The following is a 23,106-nucleotide window of genomic DNA, read 5'->3' on the forward strand; positions in this document are numbered from 1 at the left end:
TGTCTTTGGGTATAACCATGACTCTTACGCAACAACTGCTGGAAACCATCATGCCCAACGCCCGCTCCCAAGCGGGCGTTTTCATTTCCGTTCTCAACACCGCCATGGTTCGCTACAGCATCAATACGCCGAAACGCATCGCCGCTTTCCTCGCACAAGTCGGCCATGAGTCCGGGCAGCTGCATTATGTGCGTGAACTTGGCAGTGACCAGTATTTGAGCAAGTACGACACCGGCACGTTGGCCGCCCGTTTGGGTAATACACCCGCGTTAGACGGCGATGGCCAAAAGTATCGTGGCCGAGGCTTGATCCAGATCACCGGTCGCGACAACTATCACCAATGCAGCCTCGGTCTGTTCGGCGATGATCGTTTGTTGTTTTTGCCCGAACTGCTGGAAAAGCCTCAATGGGCCGCCGAATCAGCCGCCTGGTTCTGGCAACAAAACGGCCTTAACGAACTGGCCGACCGCGATCAATTCAACAGCATCACCCGCCGCATTAACGGTGGCCTTAACGGCCTGCAAGATCGTCTGCAACTCTGGGCGCGGGCGAGGGCGGTGTTATGCCAGTCTTCGGTCTGATGCCGTTTTCTTACCGGGCAATCGGCCTTGTTGTGTTACTGGCGGTGTTGGCGTATGGCTCGGCGGCGCTGGCCTGGCACGTTCAAGATTGGCGGTACGGCCGGCAACTGACGGAACAGGCCAGGCTGCACGCCGAGGCACTGAATCAGCTGACGCTGGCCGCCGCAACGCAGCAACAGGCCGAGCAGGACAAGCGTCTGGCGCTGGAGCGGCGTCTTTCGGCCAGCGAACACACCCATTACCGAGCGCTGAGCGATGCCCAACGTGATCAAGGTCGCTTGCGCGATCGTCTTGCCACTGCTGATCTGCGCCTGTCAGTTCTCCTCGATGCCGGCGACGCTGCCTCAGGCGATTCAGTGCCAGCCTCCGCCAGCTCCCGCAGCCTGGATAATGGCGCCCCGCGAGCCCGACTTGACCCGTCGCATGCTCAACGAATTATCGCCATCACCGACGCCGGCGATAGCGGACTGATTGCATTGCAGGCCTGTCAGGCCTACGTCAGAGCCGTCGCTCGCTAACATTTTGATCGATCCTGTGCCTTGCAAGCGCAATCTGCTCGTGTACGGTAGTGCTCATTCCGCTCGCTCAGGAGATGACCGTGAAAGAAATCACTCAACTGGCCGCTAACCTTGGCAGGCGCTTGCAGGTTCTGAATGCCCACGTCACCGCTGCCGAGTCCTGTACCGGCGGTGGGATCTCAGAAGCGATCACTCGCATCCCGGGGAGTTCGGCGTGGTTCGAGGCCGGTTATGTGACGTACTCCAACCGGCAGAAAACCGAGCAACTGAACGTTTCTCCCGAATTGTTCCCTGTGGTGGGCGCGGTCAGTCGTGAAGTGGTCGAGGCGATGGTCCGCGGCGCGCAGGAAAAAAGCCGGGCGTATTTTGCCGTGGCGGTCAGCGGCGTGGCCGGCCCGGATGGCGGCTCTCCGAACAAACCGGTCGGCACGGTGTGGCTGGCGTGGGGCGTCGGTGAGCAGGTGTTCAGCGAGGTGCAGCACTTTACCGGTAACCGCGATGAGGTCCGCCGACAAACGGTTAAGGCCGCGCTAGAGGGGCTGCTGCGTCATGCCGCTGGAGAAATCTCAAATCAGGGGTAGGCGATCCTGAAACGCTGTGGAATAATACTGGCTACTTATACAGGTGTTGGCCGTCAGGCCTTATTGATTACGTGAGGACTTTAATGGACGACAACAAGAAGAAAGCCTTGGCTGCGGCCCTGGGTCAGATCGAACGTCAATTCGGCAAGGGTGCCGTAATGCGTATGGGCGATCAGGACCGTCAGGCGATCCCGGCTATCTCCACTGGCTCTCTGGGTCTGGACATCGCGCTCGGCATTGGCGGTCTGCCAAAAGGCCGTATCGTTGAAATCTACGGTCCTGAATCCTCCGGTAAAACCACGCTGACGCTGTCGGTGATCGCCCAGGCTCAAAAAGCCGGCGCGACCTGCGCATTCGTTGACGCCGAACACGCCCTCGACCCTGAATACGCTGGCAAACTGGGCGTCAACGTCGACGACCTGCTGGTTTCCCAGCCGGACACCGGCGAGCAAGCCCTGGAAATCACCGACATGCTGGTGCGTTCCAACGCGGTTGACGTGATCATCGTCGACTCCGTGGCTGCCCTGGTTCCGAAGGCTGAAATCGAAGGCGAGATGGGCGACATGCACGTGGGCCTGCAAGCCCGTCTGATGTCCCAGGCGCTGCGTAAAATCACCGGTAACATCAAGAACGCCAACTGCCTGGTGATCTTCATCAACCAGATCCGCATGAAAATCGGCGTGATGTTCGGCAGCCCGGAAACCACCACCGGTGGTAACGCGCTGAAGTTCTACGCTTCGGTTCGTCTGGACATCCGTCGTACTGGCGCGGTGAAAGAAGGTGATGAAGTCGTCGGTAGCGAAACCCGCGTCAAAGTCGTGAAGAACAAGGTGGCTTCGCCGTTCCGTCAGGCTGAGTTCCAGATTCTTTACGGCAAGGGCATCTACCTGAATGGCGAGATGATCGACCTGGGTGTTCTCCACGGTTTTGTTGAGAAGTCCGGCGCCTGGTATGCCTATGAAGGCACCAAGATCGGTCAGGGCAAGGCCAACTCGGCCAAGTTCCTGGCAGACAATCCGGAAATCGCCACCAAGCTCGAGAAGCAACTGCGTGACAAGTTGCTGACCCCTGCGCCGGACGTCAAAGCATCGCCAGTCAAAGAGACGGCTGCTGACCTGGCAGACGCTGATATCTGATTGATCCGATGACCGCCGTACTCGATACACTCGTCGCGGTGCGGCGAACCGCCATGGACCTGCTCGCACGACGCGAGCACGGTCGAGTCGAGCTGACGCGTAAACTGCGTCAGCGCGGCGCTCTTCCTGAAATGATTGACACAGCACTCGACCGTTTGACGGAAGAGGGTCTGCTGTCCGAATCCCGTTACCTCGAAAGCTTCGTTTCCTACCGTGCTCGTTCTGGCTACGGCCCTTTGCGTATTCGCGAGGAACTGAGCCAGCGCGGCCTGCAACGTAACGACATCGAACTCGCCTTGCGCGAGAGCGGTTTCAACTGGCAGGAGCAACTGGAAGAGACCTGGCGGCGCAAATTTGCCGGGCATCTGCCGATAGACGTCCGGGAACGCGCCAAGCAAGGGCGTTTCCTGAGTTATCGGGGATACTCCATGGAAATGATCGGCCGCTTGTTCAGCGGTCGGGGAATAGATGATTAATAAAAACGGCCCGCTATTTCGATAGCGGGCCGTTTTTTTTGCCTCGATTTTGTCTCATGTCACCTTGGACGGCTCTCGCGCACGCTGTTGCGCCTGGGGTTTGGAATGGGCCCAGTTTTCCGGCAGGTTGATGTAGTCCACCAGTTCCCGCAGGCGGCCATGGTCCCTGGCGTTGAAGTTGAAGGCCAGTCGCGCCAGATGACTGAACTGCGCTTCATCGTGCTCCTCGCCGTTATAGGCATGCTGATGAAAGTGATCGCTCAGGCACAGGTCGGCGAACGCTTCCTGCATGTCTTCGAGCGCCTGGTCGCTGAGCTTGTGGTTCATGCGGATCACGAACTGATGCTTGAGCCAGCGACTGGAGTGGAAGTTGCCGTAGAACTGGTTGATCTGCTCCACCGCTTCTTCGGCGCTGTAGACCAGGCTCACCAGCTTCATGTCGGTTGGCAGGATGTAGCGATTTTCCTCCAGTTGATGGTGAATGAAGTCCAGCGCGCCTTGCCAGAACTTGCCACCCGGCGCATCCAGCAACACCACAGGCACCAATGGGCTTTTGCCGGTCTGAATCAACGTCAACACTTCGAGCGCTTCATCCAGGGTGCCGAAACCGCCTGGACACAAGACCAGCGCATCGGCTTCTTTGACGAAGAACAGCTTGCGGGTAAAGAAGAAGTGGAAGGGCAGCAGGTTTGAGGTGCCCTGGACGGTGGGGTTGGCATGCTGCTCGAAGGGCAGGGTGATATTGAACCCCAGACTGTGTTCCAGGCCGGCACCTTCATGGGCCGCCGCCATGATGCCGCCACCGGCACCGGTAATGACCATCAAGTCCGAGCGCGCCAGCGCAGCGCCGAGTTCCCGGGCCAGGCCATACAGTGGGTGTTCGATCGGTGTGCGCGCCGAGCCAAAAACGGTGACCTTGCGTCGCCCCCTGAACTGTTCGAGTACGCGGAACGCATGCTCCAGTTCGCGCAGGGCTTGAAGGGTGATCTTGGCATTCCAGCGATTGTGATCTTCCTGGGCCATGCGCAACACGGTCAGGATCATGTCGCGGTAAATCGGGATGTTGGGGCTGTTGGGTGAAACCAGGTTGAGTTGCTCTTCGACCTTGCTGATGAGGTCGTGGCCGCTTTCTTCGAAATGACGGCTCAGGAGGTCATTCGGTTGGTAAGGCATTCAACTTCTCCTTCTGCACAGAACCCTTGGCACCGACAAAACAGTCGTCAGCGCCGCGACACCTCATGTGTCGCTGTCTGCCCAAGCCCATGCCTGGGCGCTCCACCCGACTCGGTTCGAGTCGTCCATACAGGCTCTGTTTTTTCCTTGGATGAAAGAAACGTTCGCACAACAAGACACGCGACGGGCAGCCCCTTTCCTGCCCTGAAAAAGTGATCGTGAACACTCTAAATCTAGACCCTTGCAGAGATTCTCGCTGACTTGATCATTGCGCCGCAAAGTCTTTCCTGGCAACCGCTTATTGACGATTTGCAAGGTGAATTCACCGTTCGTCAGAACGCAAGCCACGGGCTCAACGCTCTGATTTACTAAGTTACAGGCGTGACACGACAACTTTGCGTCAAAGGCAGGGCGCACGGTTCAAGCGGTTCAAGGATTTTTCGCCCAAACAGGGCGAGGTGCAGGGAGGCTGGAAACGATGGCCAGAGTCATTCTGGAAATCGATACGCATCTGTATCGATTACTGAAGTCATCCGCCGAGACTAATCATTTGAGTCTCGAAGAGGAGTGCTGCCGGCGACTGGGGGGCGGTGAGCGGCGTTCGCGTTATTTGCAGGCGTTGGTGGCAGAACTGCGCGCCGAGGATGAACAGCGGCGCGCCAATTCCCGATGATTACTTCTTCTTGGCCGGAGCCGCTTTCGGGCAATCCGATTCCTGATAGCTGGCGGAACCGACTGAGCGGTTGGTCTTCACCTCAGTGAAGTCGTAACGCATGACCGCGCCCTTGGCCATCAGTTTGCGGAACGATGGGTTGTTGCATACAGAGGCGCCCAGCTGGAAATACACGGCTTTGGGGTCGGCACGCATCTTGTTGGCGTGACTGCTTTGTACGCTCAGATGATTGATCAGCGTATTGCCTTCGGCGGTGTAGCCTTGATCAAGAATGTCTTCGTTGATCGCCCGTGGAGTGCCAACACTGCTTTGTGCGGCGACGTTTCGCAGTTCTCGGTTGAGATTCTGCTCACTCAAGGACGCAGCCTGAGCGCTGAAAGACGACGCCAGCAAAATGGCAGCGGTGGGAACGATAAGGCGCAGCATGAAACTCTCCTGGTTCAGTGACTGGTGGTTCGACCCGTCACATGACTGTGCGTTCAGTGGCGGCGAATTATAGGGGACGAGGCCTGGACGGTACAGGCTTGCGCCGGCTGCTCTGATAAACTGCCGCGTCTTTGTGCCCTGTCGAGTGTTTTTCGTGTCGATTTTCTTTCCCCTCTGGTGCTGCCTGCGATGAGCCCTGTAACCCCACCCTTTGCGGCAAACGCCGTCGCCCGCTTGCGCGACGAGCGAGAGGAGGAGGGCATCAAGCCGATTCAGGCCCGTGGCTGGAGGGCGCCGCGTTGCCGAGCCTGCCGCGTGATCGAGAGTCACTGCCTGTGCGCCTGGCGCCCGCAGGTCGAGGCCCGCTCCGGCGTGTGCCTGATCATGACCAACAAGGAAGTGTTCAAACCGAGCAACACCGGTTGGTTGATTGCTGATGTGGTGCGCGACAACCATGCCTTTATCTGGTCCCGCACGGAAACTGATCCGCAGCTGCTGGCGTTGCTGGCCGACCCGCAATGGCAACCGTATCTGGTCTTTCCGGGTGAATACGTCGAGCCTGAGCGAGTGACGAACACCGTCGAGGCCGATAGCACCAAGCGGCCATTGTTCATTCTGCTCGACGCGACCTGGACCGAAGCCCGGAAGATTTTCCGCAAGAGCCCGTATTTTGATCGGCTGCCGATCCTGAGCCTGTTGCCCGAAAAGCTGTCGCGCTACCGGTTGCGCAGGTCGACCCGCAGTGAGCATTTGTGCACTGCCGAAGTGGCGGCACTGTGTCTGGATCTTGCGGGCGATACCGAGGCGGCATCGGCGCTGGACGCTTATTTCGATGTGTTCAGCCAGCATTACCTGGACGCGAAACACCAGCTGGACATGAACGTTGCAACGCCAGCCCACACCGAGCTGATGCCTTTCGTGCAGAACACGGCTCCGGTCATCTGCTGATTGTCGCCCATACTGCAAAGAACTGTACCGGCCAGGCACCTTGACCACCCCGGTTTCGCTGGGCATGCTTGGCGCCGATTGGGGCGCGGCCAAAGTTTGATACGCCGTATTCTTTACGTGATAGCCACGTGATTGGCGTTGAACGTGCCCTGTTGGTGCAGCTCCGTGGCTGTGCCTTGAGTTGTTAGAAAAACAGGATCATTAGAAAAATGGCCACATACGAAATCCTGATTGCCGATGACCACCCTCTTTTTCGTAGCGCCCTGCATCAAGCGTTGACCCTCGGTCTGGGGCCGGATGTCCGTCTGGTGGAAGTGGCAAGCATTGCCGAGCTGGAAACCCGACTGGACGAAAAGGCTGACTGGGATCTGGTGCTGCTGGACCTCAACATGCCGGGGGCCTACGGTTTTTCCGGGTTGGTGCTGCTCCGCGGTCAGTACCCGCAGATTCCCGTGGTGATGGTGTCGGCCCAGGAAGAAGCCTCGATCATGGTGAAGTCCCGTGAATTCGGCGCCAGTGGCTTCATTCCCAAGTCCAGTGACCTGAGCGTCATCCAGAAAGCCGTGCGTGCAGTGCTCGATGGCGATGTGTTCTGGCTGCCCCAGGCGTTCGAAGCCGTGAGCGTTTCCGCTGAAGCCAAGGCGGCCAGTGAAGGCCTTGCCAGCCTGACGCCTCAGCAGTTCCGGGTGCTGACAATGGTCTGTGAAGGACTGCTGAATAAGCAGATTGCTTACGAGTTGAGCGTTTCCGAAGCGACGATCAAGGCCCACGTCACAGCGATTTTCCGTAAGCTGAACGTGCGGACTCGCACCCAGGCTGCGTTGCTCCTGCAACAACTTGAGTCAATTTCGAGCCACTAAGAGTTGGCCTGTTCACGCTTTTTTGACTTTGGTTGATCTAGCTTTCCCACTCATCTTTGGTCAGTTGCCTACTCTATGTCTCCATTCAAAGGCCAAACCGGCCTCAAACGCATCCTCAACGCTTCCGGCTACTCGCTGGACGGCCTGCGCGCAGCCTTCACCGGCGAAGCGGCTTTTCGGCAACTGGTGTTGCTCAACGTCATCCTGATCCCGCTTTCGTTCTTTCTGAACGTCAGCCGTGTCGAGCAGGCGCTTCTGATCGCGGTCTGCCTGTTGGCATTGATCGTCGAGTTGTTGAATTCGGCAGTGGAAGCGGCCATCGACCGCATTTCCCTCGAATTGCACCCGCTGTCCAAGAACGCCAAGGACATGGGCAGCGCCGCTCAGTTCGTGGCGTTGAGTATGATCGCGCTGGTGTGGGCGGTGATTCTGCTTTAAGCGATGGTGGGCAGCACGATCTCGTCGCTGCGCTGAACCCCGGCGGTGAAAGCGCGGCACAGGTCGAGGAATTCGCGCATCGCCGACGTCTGATATTTCTGTTTGTGCCAGATGAAATAGAACTGCCGCGCCAGATCCAGATCCGGCGTCTCCACGGGCACAAGGCTGCCGCGGCGGAACGCATCGCGCAGCGCCAGGCGCGAAATGCAGCCAATCCCCAGGCCTGACTCCACCGCGCGCTTTATCGCTTCGGTGTGTTCCAGTTCCAGACGGATGTTCAGCGCGCTGCGATGGTGACGCATCGCCTGGTCAAAGGTCAGTCGCGTGCCAGAACCTTGTTCCCGCAGAATCCAGGCCTCGTGGGTCAGTTCTTCCATGGTCGCGCTGCCACGCTTGGCCAGTGGATGCTGCGGTGCGCAGAACACCACCAGCTCATCCTCGACCCAGCTCTGCACTTCGATGTCCGGATGGCTGCAGTCGCCTTCGATTAGACCCAGATCAATTTTATAGTGCGCGACTTGCTGCACGATGTTGGCAGTGTTCTGCACGTGCAGCTTCACCTGGCTTTCGGGATGGCGCTGCATGAAGCTGCCGATCAGTAAGGTGGCCAGGTAATTGCCGATGGTCAGGGTCGCGCCGACCGCCAGAGAGCCGAAACCGGACTTGCCGTTGAGCAAGTCTTCGATTTCCTTGGCCTGGTCGAGCAGGGCCACCGCTTGGGGCAATAACTGTTTGCCAAGGGCGTTGAGGCTCAGCCGTTTGCCGGCGCGGTCGAACAGCTGGCAGCTGGACTGGCGCTCTAGCTCGGTGATCGAGGTGCTCGCCGCCGATTGCGAGAGGTTGAGCGTCAGGGCAGCACGGGATACGCTTTCCTGCTGGGCGACGGCGACGAATACTTGAAGTTGACGGAGAGTAAATCGCATATCTATATAACCGATAACCCTTATCTTAATAATCCATTTAACAGATATTGTCGCTGCCATTAGAATGCGATGCAATTGCGCACATCAGTGGCGCAGGCAAAATCTCCAGGAGTCCCACGTACATGAGCAACATGAACCACGAGCGTGTCCTCAGTGTTCATCACTGGAACGACACTCTGTTCAGCTTCAAGTGCACCCGCGATCCGGGCCTGCGCTTCGAGAACGGTCAGTTCGTGATGATCGGCCTGCAACAGCCCAACGGCCGGCCGCTCATGCGCGCTTACTCGATTGCCAGCCCGAACTGGGAAGAGCATCTCGAGTTCTTCAGCATCAAGGTGCCTGATGGCCCGCTGACTTCCCAGCTGCAGCATCTGAAGGAAGGCGACGAGATCATCATCAGCAAAAAGCCTACCGGCACCCTGGTGCTGGATGACTTGAAGCCTGGCAAACATTTGTACCTGCTCAGCACCGGTACTGGTCTGGCGCCGTTCATGAGCGTCATCCAGGACCCGGAAACCTACGAGCGTTTCGAAAAAGTGATCCTGTGCCACGGCGTTCGTTACGTCAACGAAGTCGCTTACCGCGAGTTCATCACCGAGCACCTGCCGCAGAACGAGTTCTTCGGTGAGGCGCTGCGTGACAAGTTGATCTACTACCCGACCGTGACCCGCGAGCCGTTCGAGAACGAAGGTCGCCTGACCGACCTGATGCGCAGCGGCAAGCTGTTCAGCGACATCGGTCTGCCGCCGATCAACCCGCAGGATGACCGCGCCATGCTGTGCGGCAGCCCGAGCATGCTCGACGAGACCAGCGAAGTGTTGAACAGCTTCGGCCTGAAAGTTTCGCCGCGGATGCGCGAGCCGGGTGACTACCTGATCGAGCGTGCGTTCGTCGAGAAGTAAGAAGCCGCTGCACTGCTCTACCTGTGGGAGCGAGCAAGTCGGATCGCCGCACCGCCGCTCCCACAGTGGTTTTGAGTTGGTCATGAAAAGCCCGCGTTGCCTGAGAAGGCAGCGCGGGCTTTTTCGTTTCTGGGGGTCAGACTTTTGCGGGAATGACTTCAAGCACGAGGATCACGCCCGCCTCGGGGTAATGCCAGCGCACATCCAGATCCCAGAACTGCGCACCATATTCCCGCTCAGGCGTAGGAATCTGGTACGCCGGACGTGGATCTTGCGCCAGGCATTGCTCGATCAGTTCGACCAAGGGCTCTTCAAGACGCTGAGCGTGCTCGTGAGCCTGTAACAGTGCTGAATCCGTCCACTGCACGGGAATCAACAGTGGCGCGGCGCTGGCAATGCTATTGGAGGCCGTGTCAATGATGTCCGCGTAAGGCACGTAGGGTTTGATGTCGAGAATCGGCGTGCCGTCGAGCAGGTCGATTCCCGATATCCACAGGCGATTGGCTTCAACCTTGTCCAGCTTCACCACGGATTGACCGATGCCATTGGGCCGATGCGTCGCGCGGGTGGCGAACACACCCATGGATTTGTTACCGCCCAGGCGAGGAGGGCGGACTTTCAGGCGTGGCTTTTCTTCCAAGGCCTGATGAAACAGGAACAGCAACCAGACGTGGCTCACCTGTTCCAGCCCTTGCACCGCATCGCCCTGATCGAACGGCGCCACCAGTTCCAGCACGCCGCGAGCGGCCGGGGCCAGTTGCGGCTGGCGCGGGATGGCGAACTTCTCCTTGAAGCAGGAGCGCACGAAGCCGATGGGGGAAACGTTGTAGGTCATGGTTTGGGTCGAGGCGGGAATTTGGGCGGGCATGATAACCCGATCAACCCTGGAATCGGTGGTGACCGGTAGGGCCCCTTCGCGAGCAAGCCCGCTCCCACAGGGTTCTCGAGCGAACACACAATGTGTGTTCAGCACAAAACCTGTGGGAGCGGGCTTGCTCGCGAAGGACGCACCGCCAATCTAGAGACTGAACCCACCATCCAACGGAATAATATTCCCGGCCATGTAAGCCCCGGCCGTACTCGCCAGACTGATCGCCAACGCCGCCATCTCTTCCTCTCGCCCCCAGCGTTTCATCGGAATCAACGCCGTATCCTCGGCCAGCGCCTGCTCATCATTACCAATGTGCTGCGTCATCTTGCTCGGGAAACGCCCCGGCGCGATCACGTTGACGTTGATGTGCTGGCTCACCAGCTCCCGCGCGAGAATCCGCGACAGTTGATGCAGGGCCGCCTTGCTCGGCCCGTAGGCGTAAGCCTGTTCGCCAAAGGAAGAAATCCCCGCCACCGAACCGATGTTGATGATCCGCGCAGGATTGGCTTCCGAACCGGCCTTGCGCAGCAATGGCAAAAACTGCTGGATGCAGTTGAACACCGAGGTCACGTTAAGCTGCATGACCTTCTCCCAGCCCTTGACCGGGTAGCTTTCCAGTGGAGCGCCCCACGTGGTGCCGGCGTTGTTCACCAGAATGTCCAGGTGACTGATTTGCTCACCCAGCCGCAGGGCCAGATGCTGCACGCCTTCTTCAGTGGCCAGATTGGCAGCGATGGCGTGGCAACGACCCAACGCACTCAGTTCATCCGCCGTCTGCTGACACGCTTCGGCATCCCGGGCGCAGACGTACACGGTGGCGCCAGCTTCGACATAAGCCTTGGCGATCATTTTGCCGATACCACGGGTGCCACCGGTCACCAGAGCGGTGCGGCCTTGCAGGGAAAAGTACGGGTGCATGGCGAATCCTGAGAGCTGAGGGTCAATACACCCTAGTCGTCAGCCGCCAGAAGCGGAGCCACTATTTTTGCGAGGAATGAAGGTCTATACAGCCTTGAGCGGCCACCACTTCTTAGGGACAGCGCTTGCTGCGATGGCGCTTTGAAGATCGCCTTCGCCAGCAAGCTGTGCGCCTACAGGGGACGGTGGCCGCTCGAGGTTTCGTGGGCGATTTACTGCGGGCGAACGCGCAGGGTCAGGCCCTTGAGGAAGTTGCGCAGCAACTGGTCGCCGCACGAGCGGTAGTTGGTGTGGCCGAACTTGCGGAACAGGGCGCTCAGCTCAGGCTTGGACACCGGGAACTCGGACGCCTTGAGGATCGCGTGCATGTCGTCTTCTTTCAATTCGAAGGCCACACGCAGTTTCTTCAAGATGATGTTGTTGGTCACCGGCACTTCGATCGGTTGCGGCGCACGGCTTTCGTCCTTGCCGCGCTTGAAGGTCACCAGGCCATCGAGGAAATGCGCCATGACTTCGTCCGGGCAGCGTACGAAGCCTTCCTCGTCTTCCTCTTTCTTATCGAGGTACGTCACCAGGTCTTCCAGGGCCACGTCCATGCCGCCGAGCTTGATGATCTCGATGACTTTCTTGTCGCTGATGTCGAGCATGTAGCGCACGCTGCGCAGTACGTCGTTATGAATCATGGTGTGCAATCCTGATATTCAGCAGTGGGCGCCGCATAAACAGCGGCGCCGAAATGTGTGGCGGCGTGAAAAGTCTTAGAACTTCTCTTTGCCGGACAGGTAACGCCATTGCCCCAACGGCACTTTGCCGATGGACACGCCGCCGATGCGGATGCGGCGGATGGCGACGACCTTCAGACCAACGGCCTGGCAAAACAGGGCGATCACGCCCGGTTGCGGGTTCTTCATCGCAAAACGCAGGCGGTTTTCGTTCTGCCAGCTGGCCTTGACCGGCGGCAGTTCCTTACCTTTGTAGGTCAGGCCGTGGTTCAGGCGGTTGAGGCCGTGAGCCACCATGTCGCCTTCTACCTCGACGACATATTCTTGTTCGATCTTGGCGGAATCGGCGGTGAGCTTGCGCAGGATCTTCCAGTCCTGGGTGAACACCAGCAGGCCGCTGGCATTGGCCTGCAAGTCGGTGCTGGCGGTCAGGCGCAGGAAGTGGCCCTTGAGCGGACGTTTGCTGAAGCGGTGTTCTTCGCTCAGGGTCTCGGCGTTGATGGTCGCCATCGCCGTTTCCGCGTCCATGCCCACGGGCACGTTGAGCAGGAGGGTCACCGGCTCCGGTGCAGTGGCCTTGGCTTCTGGATCAAGCTCGACTTTTTGCGTGTCGACCTTGAACTGCGGCTCGTCGATGACTTCGCCGTCCACGGTGACCCAGCCGCCCTCGATGAACAGCTCAGCCTCCCGACGGGAACAGCCGACGAGTTCGATGAGGCGTTTGGAGAGACGAATCGGGTCAGTCATGACAGGGCCGTAACAAAAAAGGGGTGGGCATTGTACCTGCGTGGCGCCGGTTAATCCCGGCTCCATTTGCCGCATGTGCTTTTAATGTGGGAGCGGGCTTGCTCGCGAAAGCGGTGGGTCAGCCAATTATCTGTTGAATGACACACGCATTCGCGAGCAAGCCCGCTCCCACACTTGTTCTATGTTGAGTCAGCCATTGCGCGTCAGTTGAAGCGCCTGGCGCAAGCGCATGTGCAACAGCGGATAAGGCTGGCCCATGCCATCGACTTCCGAACGGCCAATCACCTCGAACCCCTGCTTGAAGTAAAAACCCAACGCTTGCGGGTTCTGCTCGTTGACGTCCAGCTCGTCGGCGTTCAAATGCTCCATGGCATAACGCAGCAACTGTTTGCCCAGGCCCTGGCCGCGGTGGGCCGGGTCAATGAAGAGCATTTCGATCTTGCCCGCCGCCACCCCGGCAAACCCGGTGATGCGCTGGCGCGAGTCCCTGGTGCAGATCAGCATCACCGCGTCGAGGTAGCGGGTCAGCACCAGGTTCTTCAGCAATTCAATGTAGCTGTCCGGCAGAAAGTCATGGGTGGCGCGCACCGAGGCTTCCCAGACTTGAGTGAGTTCTACGTAGTCGCTCTGTTTCGGCGTGTGGATAACCGAATGTTGGCGCATGGCCGAATGCCCCTTTTCCTGTGAGTGTCGAGAATCCTTTCCTCACAAAACGATAGTCGTAAAAAAGCCCCGCATCTCGTCAAGAGAGCAGGGCTTTTCGTATTTTTTGCGTTTAGATCTGTTCAGCCCACAGGTCGTATTCGTCGGCGTCGGTCACTTTGCACCAGACCTTGTCGCCCGGCTTCAGGTTGCTGCCGTTGTCGATGAACACATTGCCGTCGATTTCCGGGGCATCGAAGAAACAGCGGCCAACCGCGCCTTGTTCGTCGACTTCATCGACCAGCACTTCGATTTCACGGCCGACGCGCATTTGCAGACGGGCCGAGCTGATGGCTTGTTGATGCGCCATGAAGCGGTCCCAACGGTCCTGTTTGACGTCGTCCGGAACGACTTCCAGGTCCATATCGTTGGCCGGAGCGCCATCCACCGGCGAGTACTGGAAGCAGCCGACGCGGTCGAGCTGGGCTTCGGTCAGCCAGTTCAGCAGGTACTGGAAGTCTTCTTCGGTTTCGCCGGGGAAGCCGACGATGAAGGTCGAACGGATGATCAGATCCGGGCAGATTTCGCGCCAGTTCTTGATCCGCGCCAGGGTCTTGTCTTCGAAGGCCGGGCGTTTCATGGACTTCAGGACTTTCGGGCTGGCGTGCTGGAACGGGATGTCCAGGTACGGCAGGATTTTCCCGGCGGCCATCAGCGGGATCAGCTCGTCGACGTGTGGGTACGGATAAACATAGTGCAGACGCACCCAGACGCCGAGGGTGCTCAGGGCTTCGCAGAGTTCGGTCATGCGGGTTTTCACCGGCGCGCCGTTCCAGAAACCGGTGCGGTATTTCACGTCGACGCCGTAGGCGCTGGTGTCTTGCGAGATCACCAACAGCTCTTTGACGCCGGCCTTGACCAGGCGCTGGGCTTCGTCGAGCACATCACCGACCGGACGGCTGACCAGTTTGCCGCGCATCGACGGGATGATGCAGAAGCTGCAGCTGTGGTTGCAGCCTTCGGAAATCTTCAGGTACGCGTAGTGGCGCGGGGTCAGCTTGATGCCTTGCGGTGGCACCAGGTCGATCAGCGGGTTGTGATCCTGACGCGGCGGCACGGCGTCGTGCACGGCATTGACCACCTGCTCGTACTGCTGCGGACCGGTCACGGCCAGCACGCTCGGGTGAATCTTGCGAATGTTGCCTTCTTCGACGCCCATGCAGCCGGTCACGATGACCTTGCCGTTTTCCTTGATGGCTTCGCCAATCACTTCCAAAGATTCAGCCTTGGCCGAATCGATGAAACCGCAGGTGTTGACCACCACGACGTCGGCGTCCTGATAGGTGGACACAACGTCATAACCTTCCATGCGCAGCTGGGTAAGGATGCGCTCGGAATCGACCAGTGCTTTGGGGCAACCCAGGGATACGAAGCCAACCTTTGGATTGGCCGGCGCAGGAGTGGTGGACATGTCTAACCTCGGTATTTGAGACGCCTCCAGCCGAAGACGGCAAGGCGACTGACGGGCGCTATGTTGCGCCTCTGGTCAAAAAGTGCGCAATTCTAGCGATGAGAGGCGCAGTTGACCAGCTTTATGCAGGGAAATACGACGAGTGCTGCGCTATGCTTCGTCCCGTTAGGCTTTACCGATTCTTTACAGTCAACAAAACGTCTGTAACGTCATGTAAAACAGCGCATGCTGCGTTTAAAAGCATAGTGCTTCTTTCAAAGAAGTCCGGTCTGGGTAGTAGGAGTGGTGGATGGGTCAGGCAAGTAGTCAGGCGGCGGGAGCCGAGCATTCGGCGGCGAAGCCGATCGGCATGCTGGTCGCGGCGGTCGGGGTGGTTTATGGCGATATCGGCACGAGCCCGCTGTACACCCTCAAAGAAGTGTTTTCCGGTCACTATGGTGTACCGGTCGACCATGACGGCGTGTTCGGGATTCTGGCGCTGATTTTCTGGTCGCTGATATGGGTTGTCTCAATCAAATATGTGCTGTTCGTGCTGCGTGCCGACAACCAGGGCGAAGGCGGGATCATGGCCTTGACCGCCCTGGCTCGGCGGGCTGCGGCCGGGCATCCGAAGCTGCGCATTTTTCTAGTGGTCTGCGGGCTGATCGGTGCGGCGCTATTTTACGGCGATAGCATGATCACGCCGGCTATCTCTGTGCTCTCGGCGATTGAAGGCCTTGGACTGGCTTTCGAGGGTATAGACCATTGGGTGGTGCCGCTGTCGTTGGTTGTGCTGGTGGCGCTGTTCCTGATTCAGCGCCACGGCACTGCGCGGATCGGCATTCTGTTCGGCCCGATCATGGTCACCTGGTTTGTGGTGCTAGGTGCGCTCGGTGTCCACGGCATCCTGCAGCAACCGGAAGTGTTGCAAGCGATGAACCCGATCTGGGGCGTGCGCTTCTTCATCGTACACCCGGGCATGGGCGTAGCCATCCTCGGCGCGGTGGTGCTGGCACTGACCGGCGCCGAAGCGTTGTACGCCGACATGGGCCACTTCGGTCGCAAGCCGATTGCCCGCGCCTGGTTCATCCTCGTGCTGCCGGCGCTGGTGCTGAACTACTTCGGTCAGGGCGCCTTGCTGCTCGGTGATCCGGAAGCCGCTCGTAACCCGTTCTATCTGTTGGCGCCGAGCTGGGCGTTGATCCCGTTGGTCGGTTTGTCGACCCTGGCCACGGTGATTGCCTCGCAAGCGGTGATTTCCGGTGCGTTCTCCCTGACCCGTCAGGCGATCCAGCTCGGTTACATTCCGCGCATGCACATTCAGCACACCTCCAGTGCCGAACAAGGCCAGATCTACATCGGCGCGGTGAACTGGGCGCTGATGGTCGGTGTGATTCTGCTGGTGATCGGCTTCGAATCCTCCGGCGCCCTGGCCTCGGCTTACGGGGTGGCCGTGACCGGGACCATGCTGATGACCAGCATTCTGGTCTCGGCGGTGATATTGCTGCTGTGGAAATGGCCTCCGATCCTCGCGGTGCCGCTGTTGCTCGGTTTCCTGTTGGTGGACGGTCTGTACTTCGCGGCCAACGTGCCGAAAATCATTCAGGGCGGAGCGTTCCCGGTGATCGCCGGTATCGCGCTGTTTGTGCTGATGACCACCTGGAAGCGCGGCAAACAGCTGCTAGTGGAACGCATGGACGAGGGTGGGCTGCCGCTGCCGATTTTCATCAGCAGTATCGCCGTACAACCACCGCATCGCGTCCAGGGCACCGCTGTGTTCCTCACCGCTCGCCCGGACGCCGTGCCTCACGCGTTGTTGCACAATCTGCTGCATAACCAGGTGCTGCACGAGCAAGTGGTGCTGCTGACCGTGGTCTACGAAGACATCCCGCGGGTACCGCCGACACGGCGCTTCGAGGTTGAATCCCACGGCGAAGGGTTCTTCCGGGTGATCCTGCACTTTGGTTTCATCGACGAACCGGATGTGCCGCAAGCGCTGAAGCTGTGTCATCTCGATGACCTCGACTTCAGCCCGATGCGCACCACCTACTTCCTCAGCCGCGAGACGGTGATCGCCTCCAAACTCGAAGGCATGGCCCGCTGGCGCGAGGCGCTCTTCGCCTTCATGTTGAAGAATGCCAACGGCAATTTGCGCTTCTTCAATCTGCCGCTGAACCGGGTGATTGAGTTGGGTACACAGGTAGAGATGTAGCCCCATCAAAAAGCCCCCGTTGCCTTGCGGCAGCGGGGGCTTTTTTGTGTCCGGCCGCATTACTTGATAACAGTGAAGATCCAATGTGGGAGCGGGCTTGCTCGCGAAAGCGGTCTGACATTCAACATTGATGGCGACTGACAGGCCGCTTTCGCGAGCAAGCCCGCTCCCACAGGGGTTTTGCGGTGTTACTGGCTTTCGGGCAGATCTTCTTCAGATTCAGTTTTGGTCCGGGCAGGTCGTGGCGTCAGCACCTTCACCACATCATCAATTACCGCCTTACCCATCGCCGTCAGATAGTGAGCAGCCCAGGCGTGGCGGTCGGTGTCTTTTGCGTAGGCGGCATCCTCGGAAAATGATTTGGCGAGGAACAGCAGGTCGGAGGCTTGTGACAATGCTTGAACGATGGGGACACCGGCTCGGACGTTGAACAACGCCTGATCCGGGCAGTAGATGAGTGGGGTGAAGCCTATGGTTTTTAGTTCTGAAATTGCGGTCGTATCTATTTTGGACATTTCTATTCCCTAAGCTTGAGGAGCTGCCACGTTCGTTTCCAAGCGAATGGGTGGCAGCTGTGCGCAGGTTGGAAAACCGGGAGCCTAGGAAACCGGCACGTCCGAAGACGTCCCACGCACAACCGCCATGACACAGGATTGCAGCCGTAAAGGCCTGCGGTCATGTTGGGCACGTTGTTGCTATACGCTCGTCGGGTTTCCAAGCCCGATCACTGAATGGTCAGCGACGTCCGGAGAGTATCCCGTCGAAGAAAAACGCAACAAGGCGGCAAAGTGCCCAAACACGAGATTCGGAGTTTGCCTACAAGGTCTGCGGGCGTCATCCGATATTGCGACACCTTAAGTAAACGAAACTAAACACGGCGAGAGTGTTTACACGTTTCGGCTCACGTTTTCTCAGGATGAAAAACGTTGGATGATAAATACGCGCTTTTTGCAGCTTGCTGTATGTCTAATTCGACGCAATAATCTGCGTAGAACTGTGTGTTCAAATTTGCATGATGTGTAGAGAGGTGAGTATGACGGCATTACTGGAGCGTGCTGACCAAGCGATTTCGGTGACTGCGATGGTCAGGGGGTTTAGTGCGAGGCTAAAGGAGATTTCCAGCCGAGCCACCGAACGACTGGTCATTTTCAAAGACAACCAACCCGCAGCGGTCATTATCAATGTCGAGGCGTATCAGGAAATGCTCGACGAGCTTGAGGACCTTCGGGTTGAAGCTGCGGCTCGAGAGCGACTGATCGGTTTTGATCAGGCCAAGGCTGTCAGCCACGACGATATGCGGGCGCGGTACGCCAAGAAAGACTAAAGGAGCTGTGGATGGTTTGGGGCGTTATCTATCATCCGGAGGTCCAGAAGGATCTGGATCTGCTGGGAGCTGTGGCGGCGAACCGCATTCTTGATGTTATCGAAGAGCGGATTATCAATGGTGAGCCGGACAAGAGCGGCAAGCCCCTAAGAGCCAGTCTTGCAGGCTGCAGACGGATCCGGACAGGCGACACGCGGATTGTATATCGAGTCGACGGCAAGGCCATTCAGGTATTGATCGTCGCAGTCGGGGCCCGACGTGACGAAGAGGTTTATGACGCCGCAGAGCGTCGCCTATAAGTAGGAAGCCTCCGTTGCCGTGAAGGTAGTGGGGGCTTTTTTGTGCCCGGTGATTTTGAATCCACTGACCATCCCTGTGGGAGTGAGCCTGCTCGCGATAGCGGGCTGACATTCACCATCGGTGTATCTGGCAGACCGCTATCGCGAGCAGGCTCACTCCTACAAGGGATCTGATCTACCCAAGAGATTTGTGGTGTCTGTAGAAATGAAAAAAGCCCCCGCAACCAAAAGGCAGCGGGGGCTTTTTCGTGGGCAGGCCTCAGATCACTCCTGAGCCGTCTCACCCTTGGCCTGGCGCTTCTCGATGATGTCCACCAACCGCTTTGCCAGCGCCGGGTAGTTCTCGTCGAAGTGGTGGCCGCCAGGCAGTTTCATTGCTTCGCCCACGGCGCTCTTGTCGGTGCAGCCGCTTTCGTCGACTTCTTCTTCGCCGTAGATGCACACCACTTTCTCCGGCGGCAGCTTGGCCATTTCCGGGCCGGTGGCGGCTTCTTTGCCGGCGTTGCCGAGCCAGCCTTCGACTTCGATTTCGAAGCTGCCGGTGCGGGCGAAGGCGAGCAGGATGATTGCGTCGACGCGTTGCTGTTCTGCCGGTTCCATGCGGTTGTAGATCGCCGGCAGGACGTCGGCGCCGAACGAGTAACCGGTCAGGATGAAGCGCTTGGTGCCCCATTTCTGCCGGTAGTGTTGCATCAGCTCGGCCAGGTCCAGGGCGCTTTGCTCCGGGCTCTTGTGCTGCCAGTAGTAGCGCAGGGTGTCGATGCCGACCACCGGGTAGCCGATCTTGGCCATCTCGCCCGCGACGTCGCGGTCCAGGTCGCGCCAGCCGCCGTCACCGGACAGGAACAGGGTCACGGTGTCTTTGGCCTGGCCGGCCGGGACTTCGACCACCGGAATCTGCAGGCCACCAGCGGCTTTATCGCCACCGACGAGGAGCTTGCGCAGTTCGTTGTTTAGCACTTGCGGCAGGTTGATGTCGTAGTCGCTGATGCTGGTTTCGGCGTTGGGTTGATCGCGCACGAAGCCGGCGCTGGTGTCGTCCGGGTTGTCGTTCCAGGCCACCAGCCAGTGACCGTGAGCGGCGCGTTTCGGCAGCAGATGGGTGCACCCGGGCTTTTCCAGGGCCAGATCGACGGAGACGGCCTGAGCCTTGTCGTCCTTCTGCTCGGACAACCAGCGCCACGCCAGCACGGCGCCGGGGCCGATGCCGCTGACCAGGGTCGCCGGGCCGTTGAGTTCCCTCAGGCCCGATTGCAGGGCGCGACTTTGCAGCAGGCAGTCTTTAGGCAGGATCACCTGAACAATCTGCGCCGAGCCGGTGCGGCTCAGGGTCATCAATTGTTTGTCGCTGAGTTTCTGGTCTTCATTGACCGCCACCAGCACCTGGGCGCGCGGCGTGTTGCCGGGGATGACGCGCGTCATCGCCGCGCCATCGGCCGGTATCAGCTGTTGGAGGGTCGGTTCGGGTGCCGGGCGTTTCAGGTACCAGTAACCGCCACCGACAATCAGGGCCAGCACGACCAGCGTGCCCAGTACGTACCGCAAGGAGCGTTGAATCATCAGCGTTTCACCAATCCAGTCAAGCCGCCCGCAATCAGGGCAGCAGTATCGGCCAAGGCAACCAGCGGATCGAGTCCGGCGGGCACGGCCATATAACGGGGTTCCCAGTCAGGCTGGAATTTGTCTTTGAAGCGGCGCAAGCCTTGGAAGTTGTAGAGCTGCTCACCACGGCGGAACACCATCGAGCCCAGACGCTGGGTCAGCGGTGCGCCACGCCGGGGTTGCAACCCCGACAGCGGCACCATGCCCAGGCTGAAGCGCGCGTATCCATGATTTTTATAATGTTGGATCAGGCCGACCATCATGAACTCCATGGTCAGCTTGGGGGCGTCCGGGTGCGCGCGCATCAGGTCGAGGCTGGCCAGGTCATGGCCGTAAGTCTCGAGCAGGTTGGCGAACGCCACCGGGCGGCCTTCGAAACGAATTACCGCCACGCGAAAATGCTTGAGGTAGTCGTCGCTGAAGCGGCCGAGCGAGAAGCCTTTCTCACGCACGTTCTTGCCGGTCAGCCAGGCATCTGAAATCACCTTGAGCTCATCCATCGGCGCATGGCCCGGCTCAAAGATTTCCAGCGACAGGCCATCGCGGGTGCCGCGGTTCCAGGTGTAGCGCAGGTCTTTCATCTCTTTGCCCTTGGCTTCGAGATCAAAACGCTGCAGATCGACCCGGGCTTCTTCGCCGAGCTTGATCGCGGTCAGGCCGATGTCCATGTAGTACGGCAGGTTCTCGGCGCGCACTTGATAGAACACGGGGCGAGCGTGGTGGATGTCGCAGAGGTCGCGGAACTGCCAGATCATTTCCGCCCGTTGCTGGGTCGGGCCGATCGGGTCGTACAAGGCCACCAGGCTGCGGCCACGGCGGGCGTACATCAGGAACGCCTCATCGTTGGGGTGAAACAGCAGCGCCTTGTCACCGGTCAGGGCCAGGCCACCGTCCGGTTGGGCAGAGGCCATGAGAATCTTCACCGCGCGATCCAGCTCGTCAGGTGTCGGCAAGTGAATCACCGGACGCGCGGTGCGCAGCAGCCAGGTCAGGGACACCACGACCAGCAGCACTGCGGCACCGAGCAGCGAGCGCAAGCCACGCGGGGCATCGGCGTCGAGGGTGAACTGCCACCAGAGTTGATGGCTGTACGGGACGTCTTGATAGGCAAACAATAGCAACCAGATCGAGGCACCGAGCACGCACAGGCTGGACACCAGATACAGCGGCGAGAACGGCAATTCTGTGAGGCGGCTCGGGCGATAGAACGAGCGCCGGAAAACCCCCAACAGACTCGCCGTCAGGGTCATCAGGCAGGCTTCTTCCCAGTCAAAGCCCTTGAGCAGAGACAGCAGGGCGCCGACCAGCAATAGAATGGTGGTCAGCATCCACGCGGCGGACAGCCGACGACGCAGACCTTGAGCCAGCAGCAGGCACAGCACGCCAATCAGGCTGGCACCGAAGTGCGAAGCGTCGACCAGGCGATGGGGGATCAGAAAGCCGATGTGTTCCAGGCGGGTGTCGATTTCCGGAGTCACGCCGGAGAACAGCAGCACCACGCCGGACAGGAACACCAGCACCGCCAGAATCGGCGCCGCCAGACCGGAAGCGGCCCGCAGGGACTGGCGCGACTGAAACAGACGCTGGCCTTCGTTGATCAGCAGGAACACACACGCCACCAACAGTGGCAGCACGACATAGATCAGGCGATAGAGCAGCAGCGCGGCGGCCAGTGGGGCAGCGCCAAGTGTGGCGGCGAAGGCGGCCAACAGGATGGCTTCAAATACGCCGACACCGCCGGGCACATGGCTGAGCACGCCAGCGGCCAGGGCCAGCAGGTACACCAGCAGGAATGCACCGAAGGGCGGCGCTTCCGGCAGCAACAAATAAAGCACGGTCGCGGCGGCGGCCACGTCCAGGGCGGTAATGATCAGTTGCAGGAAGGTCAGGCGGCGGCCGGGGAGGCGCAAAGTGCGGCGTCCGACCTTGACCAGCAAGTTGTCCTTGGAAGGCTGATCCGGAAGGCGACGGCGGTAGATGCCGATGGCCAATACGCTGAAGAGCAGCAATACGGCTGCGGCAACGCCACCCAGCAAACCTTCGGACAGTCCCAGGGCCGCCGAGGCGGCTGGCAGGTTGCTGAGGGTTGCCAGGGCGGCCAGCGGTGGCAAGGCGCAGCCGAGCGAGAGGCTGGCAAACAGCGTCATGTGAGCGACTTCCGAAGCCCCCAGACCATGACGTGCATATAAACGGTAGCGGACCGAGCCCCCCGAGAGCATCGAAAGACCGATGGCGTTGCCGATGGCAAACGCAGTGAAGCCGCCCAGTGCCAGGATGCGCGGCGCCAGTGTCACGCCCGCGTAGCGGCTGGCCGACCATTCGTACCCCAGCAGAATGATGAAACCGACCACTGTCGCACCCAATGCGCCCAGCAATGCCGGTTTCGGTACTTCCAGGATCGAGTCATGCAAAGCGTACAGATCGAGTTCGCTCAGCAGATGACGACAGGCAATCAGCGCGATAGCGAACAACAGCAGAGTGACCGCCAGGCCGATGGGCTGACGGTACTTGCTGACCAGATCCAGCAAGCGTAGACGCTCGGCCTTGATCGGTTGTGTCGCTGTGACGGTGTCTTGTGGATCAGACGAGTTGGCGCGCATCAATCACCTCTTGGATTGTGCGCGACAGGATGGGGGTATCCAGCCAAGTTACCAATCCCTGTAGAAAAAAATAATCACAAAATT

Annotated in this window: 25 protein-coding genes; 13 read left to right on the forward strand and 12 right to left on the reverse strand. The window is 59.3% G+C overall.

Going from position 1 to position 23,106, the window contains the following annotated elements; translation table 11 throughout:
• Positions 1 to 17: 17 nt before the first annotated feature.
• The 5 genes from EYC95_RS03965 to recX all read left to right on the forward strand — a co-directional run bounded on the left by EYC95_RS03965 (position 18) and on the right by recX (position 3,292).
• Entirely contained in the window at positions 18 to 581 is a 564-nt protein-coding gene (locus EYC95_RS03965) for a glycoside hydrolase family 19 protein (protein ID WP_131059199.1), read from the forward strand.
• Complete coding sequence (locus EYC95_RS03970) at positions 563 to 1,099, forward strand: lysis system i-spanin subunit Rz (protein ID WP_131059200.1); 537 nt, start codon at positions 563 to 565, stop codon at positions 1,097 to 1,099. The genes EYC95_RS03965 and EYC95_RS03970 overlap by 19 nt, the downstream gene beginning before the upstream one ends.
• Before the next feature lie 80 nt (positions 1,100 to 1,179).
• Positions 1,180 to 1,680 (forward strand): CinA family protein, encoded by a 501-nt coding sequence (locus tag EYC95_RS03975; RefSeq protein ID WP_131059201.1) that lies wholly within the window; start codon positions 1,180 to 1,182, stop codon positions 1,678 to 1,680.
• 83 nt (positions 1,681 to 1,763) lie between these two features.
• The gene (recA, locus tag EYC95_RS03980; protein ID WP_131059202.1) at positions 1,764 to 2,816 is read left to right on the forward strand and encodes a recombinase RecA; all 1,053 of its coding nucleotides are present in this window, start codon (positions 1,764 to 1,766) and stop codon (positions 2,814 to 2,816) included.
• Between the two features lie 8 nt (positions 2,817 to 2,824).
• Complete coding sequence (gene recX / locus EYC95_RS03985) at positions 2,825 to 3,292, forward strand: recombination regulator RecX (protein ID WP_131059203.1); 468 nt, start codon at positions 2,825 to 2,827, stop codon at positions 3,290 to 3,292.
• A 54-nt stretch (positions 3,293 to 3,346) separates the two neighbouring features.
• On the opposite strand, the gene EYC95_RS03990 is transcribed toward recX, so the two are convergent.
• Positions 3,347 to 4,465: a TIGR00730 family Rossman fold protein gene (locus tag EYC95_RS03990; protein WP_131059204.1), complete on the reverse strand. Its 1,119-nt coding sequence runs from the start codon at positions 4,463 to 4,465 to the stop codon at positions 3,347 to 3,349.
• Between the two features lie 478 nt (positions 4,466 to 4,943).
• Between EYC95_RS03990 and EYC95_RS03995 the strand changes: the two genes are divergently transcribed.
• Positions 4,944 to 5,138, forward strand: a complete 195-nt coding sequence (locus EYC95_RS03995; protein ID WP_131059205.1) for a hypothetical protein — start codon at positions 4,944 to 4,946, stop codon at positions 5,136 to 5,138.
• Here EYC95_RS03995 and EYC95_RS04000 read toward each other — a convergent pair whose 3' ends face one another.
• Positions 5,139 to 5,564 (reverse strand): PA3611 family quorum-sensing-regulated virulence factor, encoded by a 426-nt coding sequence (locus EYC95_RS04000; protein ID WP_131059206.1) that lies wholly within the window; start codon positions 5,562 to 5,564, stop codon positions 5,139 to 5,141.
• 189 nt (positions 5,565 to 5,753) lie between these two features.
• Here EYC95_RS04000 and EYC95_RS04005 point away from each other — a divergent pair, with 189 nt between their 5' ends.
• From EYC95_RS04005 to EYC95_RS04015, 3 genes are all read left to right on the forward strand, one after another.
• On the forward strand, positions 5,754 to 6,512 hold the full coding sequence (locus EYC95_RS04005; RefSeq protein ID WP_131059207.1) for a tRNA-uridine aminocarboxypropyltransferase: 759 nt from the start codon (positions 5,754 to 5,756) through the stop codon (positions 6,510 to 6,512).
• Positions 6,513 to 6,721: 209 nt separating this feature from the next.
• Entirely contained in the window at positions 6,722 to 7,372 is a 651-nt protein-coding gene (gene erdR, locus EYC95_RS04010; protein WP_131059208.1) for a response regulator transcription factor ErdR, read from the forward strand.
• Positions 7,373 to 7,447: 75 nt separating this feature from the next.
• Positions 7,448 to 7,810 carry a diacylglycerol kinase gene (locus EYC95_RS04015; RefSeq protein WP_008010143.1) on the forward strand — a complete coding sequence of 121 codons (363 nt, stop codon included), beginning with the start codon at positions 7,448 to 7,450 and terminating at the stop codon, positions 7,808 to 7,810.
• Here the strand turns inward: EYC95_RS04015 and EYC95_RS04020 are convergent.
• On the reverse strand, positions 7,807 to 8,733 hold the full coding sequence (locus tag EYC95_RS04020) for a LysR family transcriptional regulator (RefSeq protein WP_131059209.1): 927 nt from the start codon (positions 8,731 to 8,733) through the stop codon (positions 7,807 to 7,809). The two genes, EYC95_RS04015 and EYC95_RS04020, sit on opposite strands and share 4 nt — an antisense overlap.
• Before the next feature lie 122 nt (positions 8,734 to 8,855).
• Between EYC95_RS04020 and fpr the strand changes: the two genes are divergently transcribed.
• Positions 8,856 to 9,635, forward strand: coding sequence for a ferredoxin-NADP reductase (gene fpr / locus EYC95_RS04025; protein WP_003443014.1), 780 nt, complete (start codon positions 8,856 to 8,858; stop codon positions 9,633 to 9,635).
• A 136-nt stretch (positions 9,636 to 9,771) separates the two neighbouring features.
• Here the strand turns inward: fpr and tsaA are convergent, their stop codons facing one another.
• The 6 genes from tsaA to rimO form a co-directional block, all read right to left on the reverse strand.
• On the reverse strand, positions 9,772 to 10,470 hold the full coding sequence (gene tsaA, locus EYC95_RS04030) for a tRNA (N6-threonylcarbamoyladenosine(37)-N6)-methyltransferase TrmO (RefSeq protein ID WP_131059340.1): 699 nt from the start codon (positions 10,468 to 10,470) through the stop codon (positions 9,772 to 9,774).
• Positions 10,471 to 10,653: 183 nt separating this feature from the next.
• Positions 10,654 to 11,424, reverse strand: a complete 771-nt coding sequence (locus EYC95_RS04035) for an SDR family oxidoreductase (RefSeq protein ID WP_131059210.1) — start codon at positions 11,422 to 11,424, stop codon at positions 10,654 to 10,656.
• A 212-nt stretch (positions 11,425 to 11,636) separates the two neighbouring features.
• Positions 11,637 to 12,107 (reverse strand): DUF1456 family protein, encoded by a 471-nt coding sequence (locus tag EYC95_RS04040; protein WP_131059211.1) that lies wholly within the window; start codon positions 12,105 to 12,107, stop codon positions 11,637 to 11,639.
• Positions 12,108 to 12,182: 75 nt separating this feature from the next.
• On the reverse strand, positions 12,183 to 12,893 hold the full coding sequence (locus EYC95_RS04045) for an rRNA pseudouridine synthase (protein ID WP_131059212.1): 711 nt from the start codon (positions 12,891 to 12,893) through the stop codon (positions 12,183 to 12,185).
• 189 nt (positions 12,894 to 13,082) lie between these two features.
• The gene (locus tag EYC95_RS04050; RefSeq protein WP_131059213.1) at positions 13,083 to 13,556 is read right to left on the reverse strand and encodes a GNAT family N-acetyltransferase; all 474 of its coding nucleotides are present in this window, start codon (positions 13,554 to 13,556) and stop codon (positions 13,083 to 13,085) included.
• Positions 13,557 to 13,668: 112 nt separating this feature from the next.
• Complete coding sequence (gene rimO, locus EYC95_RS04055; RefSeq protein WP_131059214.1) at positions 13,669 to 15,006, reverse strand: 30S ribosomal protein S12 methylthiotransferase RimO; 1,338 nt, start codon at positions 15,004 to 15,006, stop codon at positions 13,669 to 13,671.
• Between the two features lie 289 nt (positions 15,007 to 15,295).
• Between rimO and EYC95_RS04060 the strand changes: the two genes are divergently transcribed.
• Positions 15,296 to 17,197, forward strand: coding sequence for a potassium transporter Kup (locus EYC95_RS04060; protein WP_131059215.1), 1,902 nt, complete (start codon positions 15,296 to 15,298; stop codon positions 17,195 to 17,197).
• 188 nt (positions 17,198 to 17,385) lie between these two features.
• Here EYC95_RS04060 and EYC95_RS04065 read toward each other — a convergent pair whose 3' ends face one another.
• Positions 17,386 to 17,712, reverse strand: a complete 327-nt coding sequence (locus EYC95_RS04065) for a DUF3077 domain-containing protein (protein ID WP_131059216.1) — start codon at positions 17,710 to 17,712, stop codon at positions 17,386 to 17,388.
• A 518-nt stretch (positions 17,713 to 18,230) separates the two neighbouring features.
• Between EYC95_RS04065 and EYC95_RS04070 the strand changes: the two genes are divergently transcribed.
• Together EYC95_RS04070 and EYC95_RS04075 are read left to right on the forward strand one after the other, a co-directional pair.
• Complete coding sequence (locus EYC95_RS04070; protein WP_131059217.1) at positions 18,231 to 18,521, forward strand: type II toxin-antitoxin system Phd/YefM family antitoxin; 291 nt, start codon at positions 18,231 to 18,233, stop codon at positions 18,519 to 18,521.
• 11 nt (positions 18,522 to 18,532) lie between these two features.
• Positions 18,533 to 18,820 carry a type II toxin-antitoxin system RelE/ParE family toxin gene (locus EYC95_RS04075; protein ID WP_038979200.1) on the forward strand — a complete coding sequence of 96 codons (288 nt, stop codon included), beginning with the start codon at positions 18,533 to 18,535 and terminating at the stop codon, positions 18,818 to 18,820.
• A 264-nt stretch (positions 18,821 to 19,084) separates the two neighbouring features.
• Here the strand turns inward: EYC95_RS04075 and EYC95_RS04080 are convergent, their stop codons facing one another.
• Entirely contained in the window at positions 19,085 to 20,380 is a 1,296-nt protein-coding gene (locus tag EYC95_RS04080; protein WP_131059218.1) for a virulence factor family protein, read from the reverse strand.
• Complete coding sequence (gene mprF, locus EYC95_RS04085; protein ID WP_131059219.1) at positions 20,380 to 23,022, reverse strand: bifunctional lysylphosphatidylglycerol flippase/synthetase MprF; 2,643 nt, start codon at positions 23,020 to 23,022, stop codon at positions 20,380 to 20,382. The genes EYC95_RS04080 and mprF overlap by 1 nt, the downstream gene beginning before the upstream one ends.
• Positions 23,023 to 23,106: the final 84 nt, after the last annotated feature.

Source organism: Pseudomonas sp. BGI-2 (assembly GCF_004310295.1).
Lineage (GTDB): Bacteria > Pseudomonadota > Gammaproteobacteria > Pseudomonadales > Pseudomonadaceae > Aquipseudomonas.

Coding starts and splice junctions, on each gene's coding strand:
- EYC95_RS04080 (WP_131059218.1), bottom strand. CDS start 20,380: ATGATTCAACGCTCCTTGCGGTACGTACTGGGCACGCTGGTCGTGCTG.
- mprF (WP_131059219.1), bottom strand. CDS start 23,022: ATGCGCGCCAACTCGTCTGATCCACAAGACACCGTCACAGCGACACAA.
- EYC95_RS04040 (WP_131059211.1), bottom strand. CDS start 12,107: ATGATTCATAACGACGTACTGCGCAGCGTGCGCTACATGCTCGACATC.
- EYC95_RS04005 (WP_131059207.1), top strand. CDS start 5,754: ATGAGCCCTGTAACCCCACCCTTTGCGGCAAACGCCGTCGCCCGCTTG.
- EYC95_RS03995 (WP_131059205.1), top strand. CDS start 4,944: ATGGCCAGAGTCATTCTGGAAATCGATACGCATCTGTATCGATTACTG.
- tsaA (WP_131059340.1), bottom strand. CDS start 10,470: ATGACCTACAACGTTTCCCCCATCGGCTTCGTGCGCTCCTGCTTCAAG.
- rimO (WP_131059214.1), bottom strand. CDS start 15,006: ATGTCCACCACTCCTGCGCCGGCCAATCCAAAGGTTGGCTTCGTATCC.
- EYC95_RS04075 (WP_038979200.1), top strand. CDS start 18,533: ATGGTTTGGGGCGTTATCTATCATCCGGAGGTCCAGAAGGATCTGGAT.
- EYC95_RS03970 (WP_131059200.1), top strand. CDS start 563: ATGCCAGTCTTCGGTCTGATGCCGTTTTCTTACCGGGCAATCGGCCTT.
- EYC95_RS03965 (WP_131059199.1), top strand. CDS start 18: ATGACTCTTACGCAACAACTGCTGGAAACCATCATGCCCAACGCCCGC.
- EYC95_RS03990 (WP_131059204.1), bottom strand. CDS start 4,465: ATGCCTTACCAACCGAATGACCTCCTGAGCCGTCATTTCGAAGAAAGC.
- EYC95_RS04000 (WP_131059206.1), bottom strand. CDS start 5,564: ATGCTGCGCCTTATCGTTCCCACCGCTGCCATTTTGCTGGCGTCGTCT.
- EYC95_RS04065 (WP_131059216.1), bottom strand. CDS start 17,712: ATGTCCAAAATAGATACGACCGCAATTTCAGAACTAAAAACCATAGGC.
- EYC95_RS04070 (WP_131059217.1), top strand. CDS start 18,231: ATGACGGCATTACTGGAGCGTGCTGACCAAGCGATTTCGGTGACTGCG.
- erdR (WP_131059208.1), top strand. CDS start 6,722: ATGGCCACATACGAAATCCTGATTGCCGATGACCACCCTCTTTTTCGT.
- EYC95_RS04015 (WP_008010143.1), top strand. CDS start 7,448: ATGTCTCCATTCAAAGGCCAAACCGGCCTCAAACGCATCCTCAACGCT.
- EYC95_RS04020 (WP_131059209.1), bottom strand. CDS start 8,733: ATGCGATTTACTCTCCGTCAACTTCAAGTATTCGTCGCCGTCGCCCAG.
- EYC95_RS04035 (WP_131059210.1), bottom strand. CDS start 11,424: ATGCACCCGTACTTTTCCCTGCAAGGCCGCACCGCTCTGGTGACCGGT.
- recA (WP_131059202.1), top strand. CDS start 1,764: ATGGACGACAACAAGAAGAAAGCCTTGGCTGCGGCCCTGGGTCAGATC.
- EYC95_RS04050 (WP_131059213.1), bottom strand. CDS start 13,556: ATGCGCCAACATTCGGTTATCCACACGCCGAAACAGAGCGACTACGTA.
- recX (WP_131059203.1), top strand. CDS start 2,825: ATGACCGCCGTACTCGATACACTCGTCGCGGTGCGGCGAACCGCCATG.
- fpr (WP_003443014.1), top strand. CDS start 8,856: ATGAGCAACATGAACCACGAGCGTGTCCTCAGTGTTCATCACTGGAAC.
- EYC95_RS04045 (WP_131059212.1), bottom strand. CDS start 12,893: ATGACTGACCCGATTCGTCTCTCCAAACGCCTCATCGAACTCGTCGGC.
- EYC95_RS04060 (WP_131059215.1), top strand. CDS start 15,296: ATGGGTCAGGCAAGTAGTCAGGCGGCGGGAGCCGAGCATTCGGCGGCG.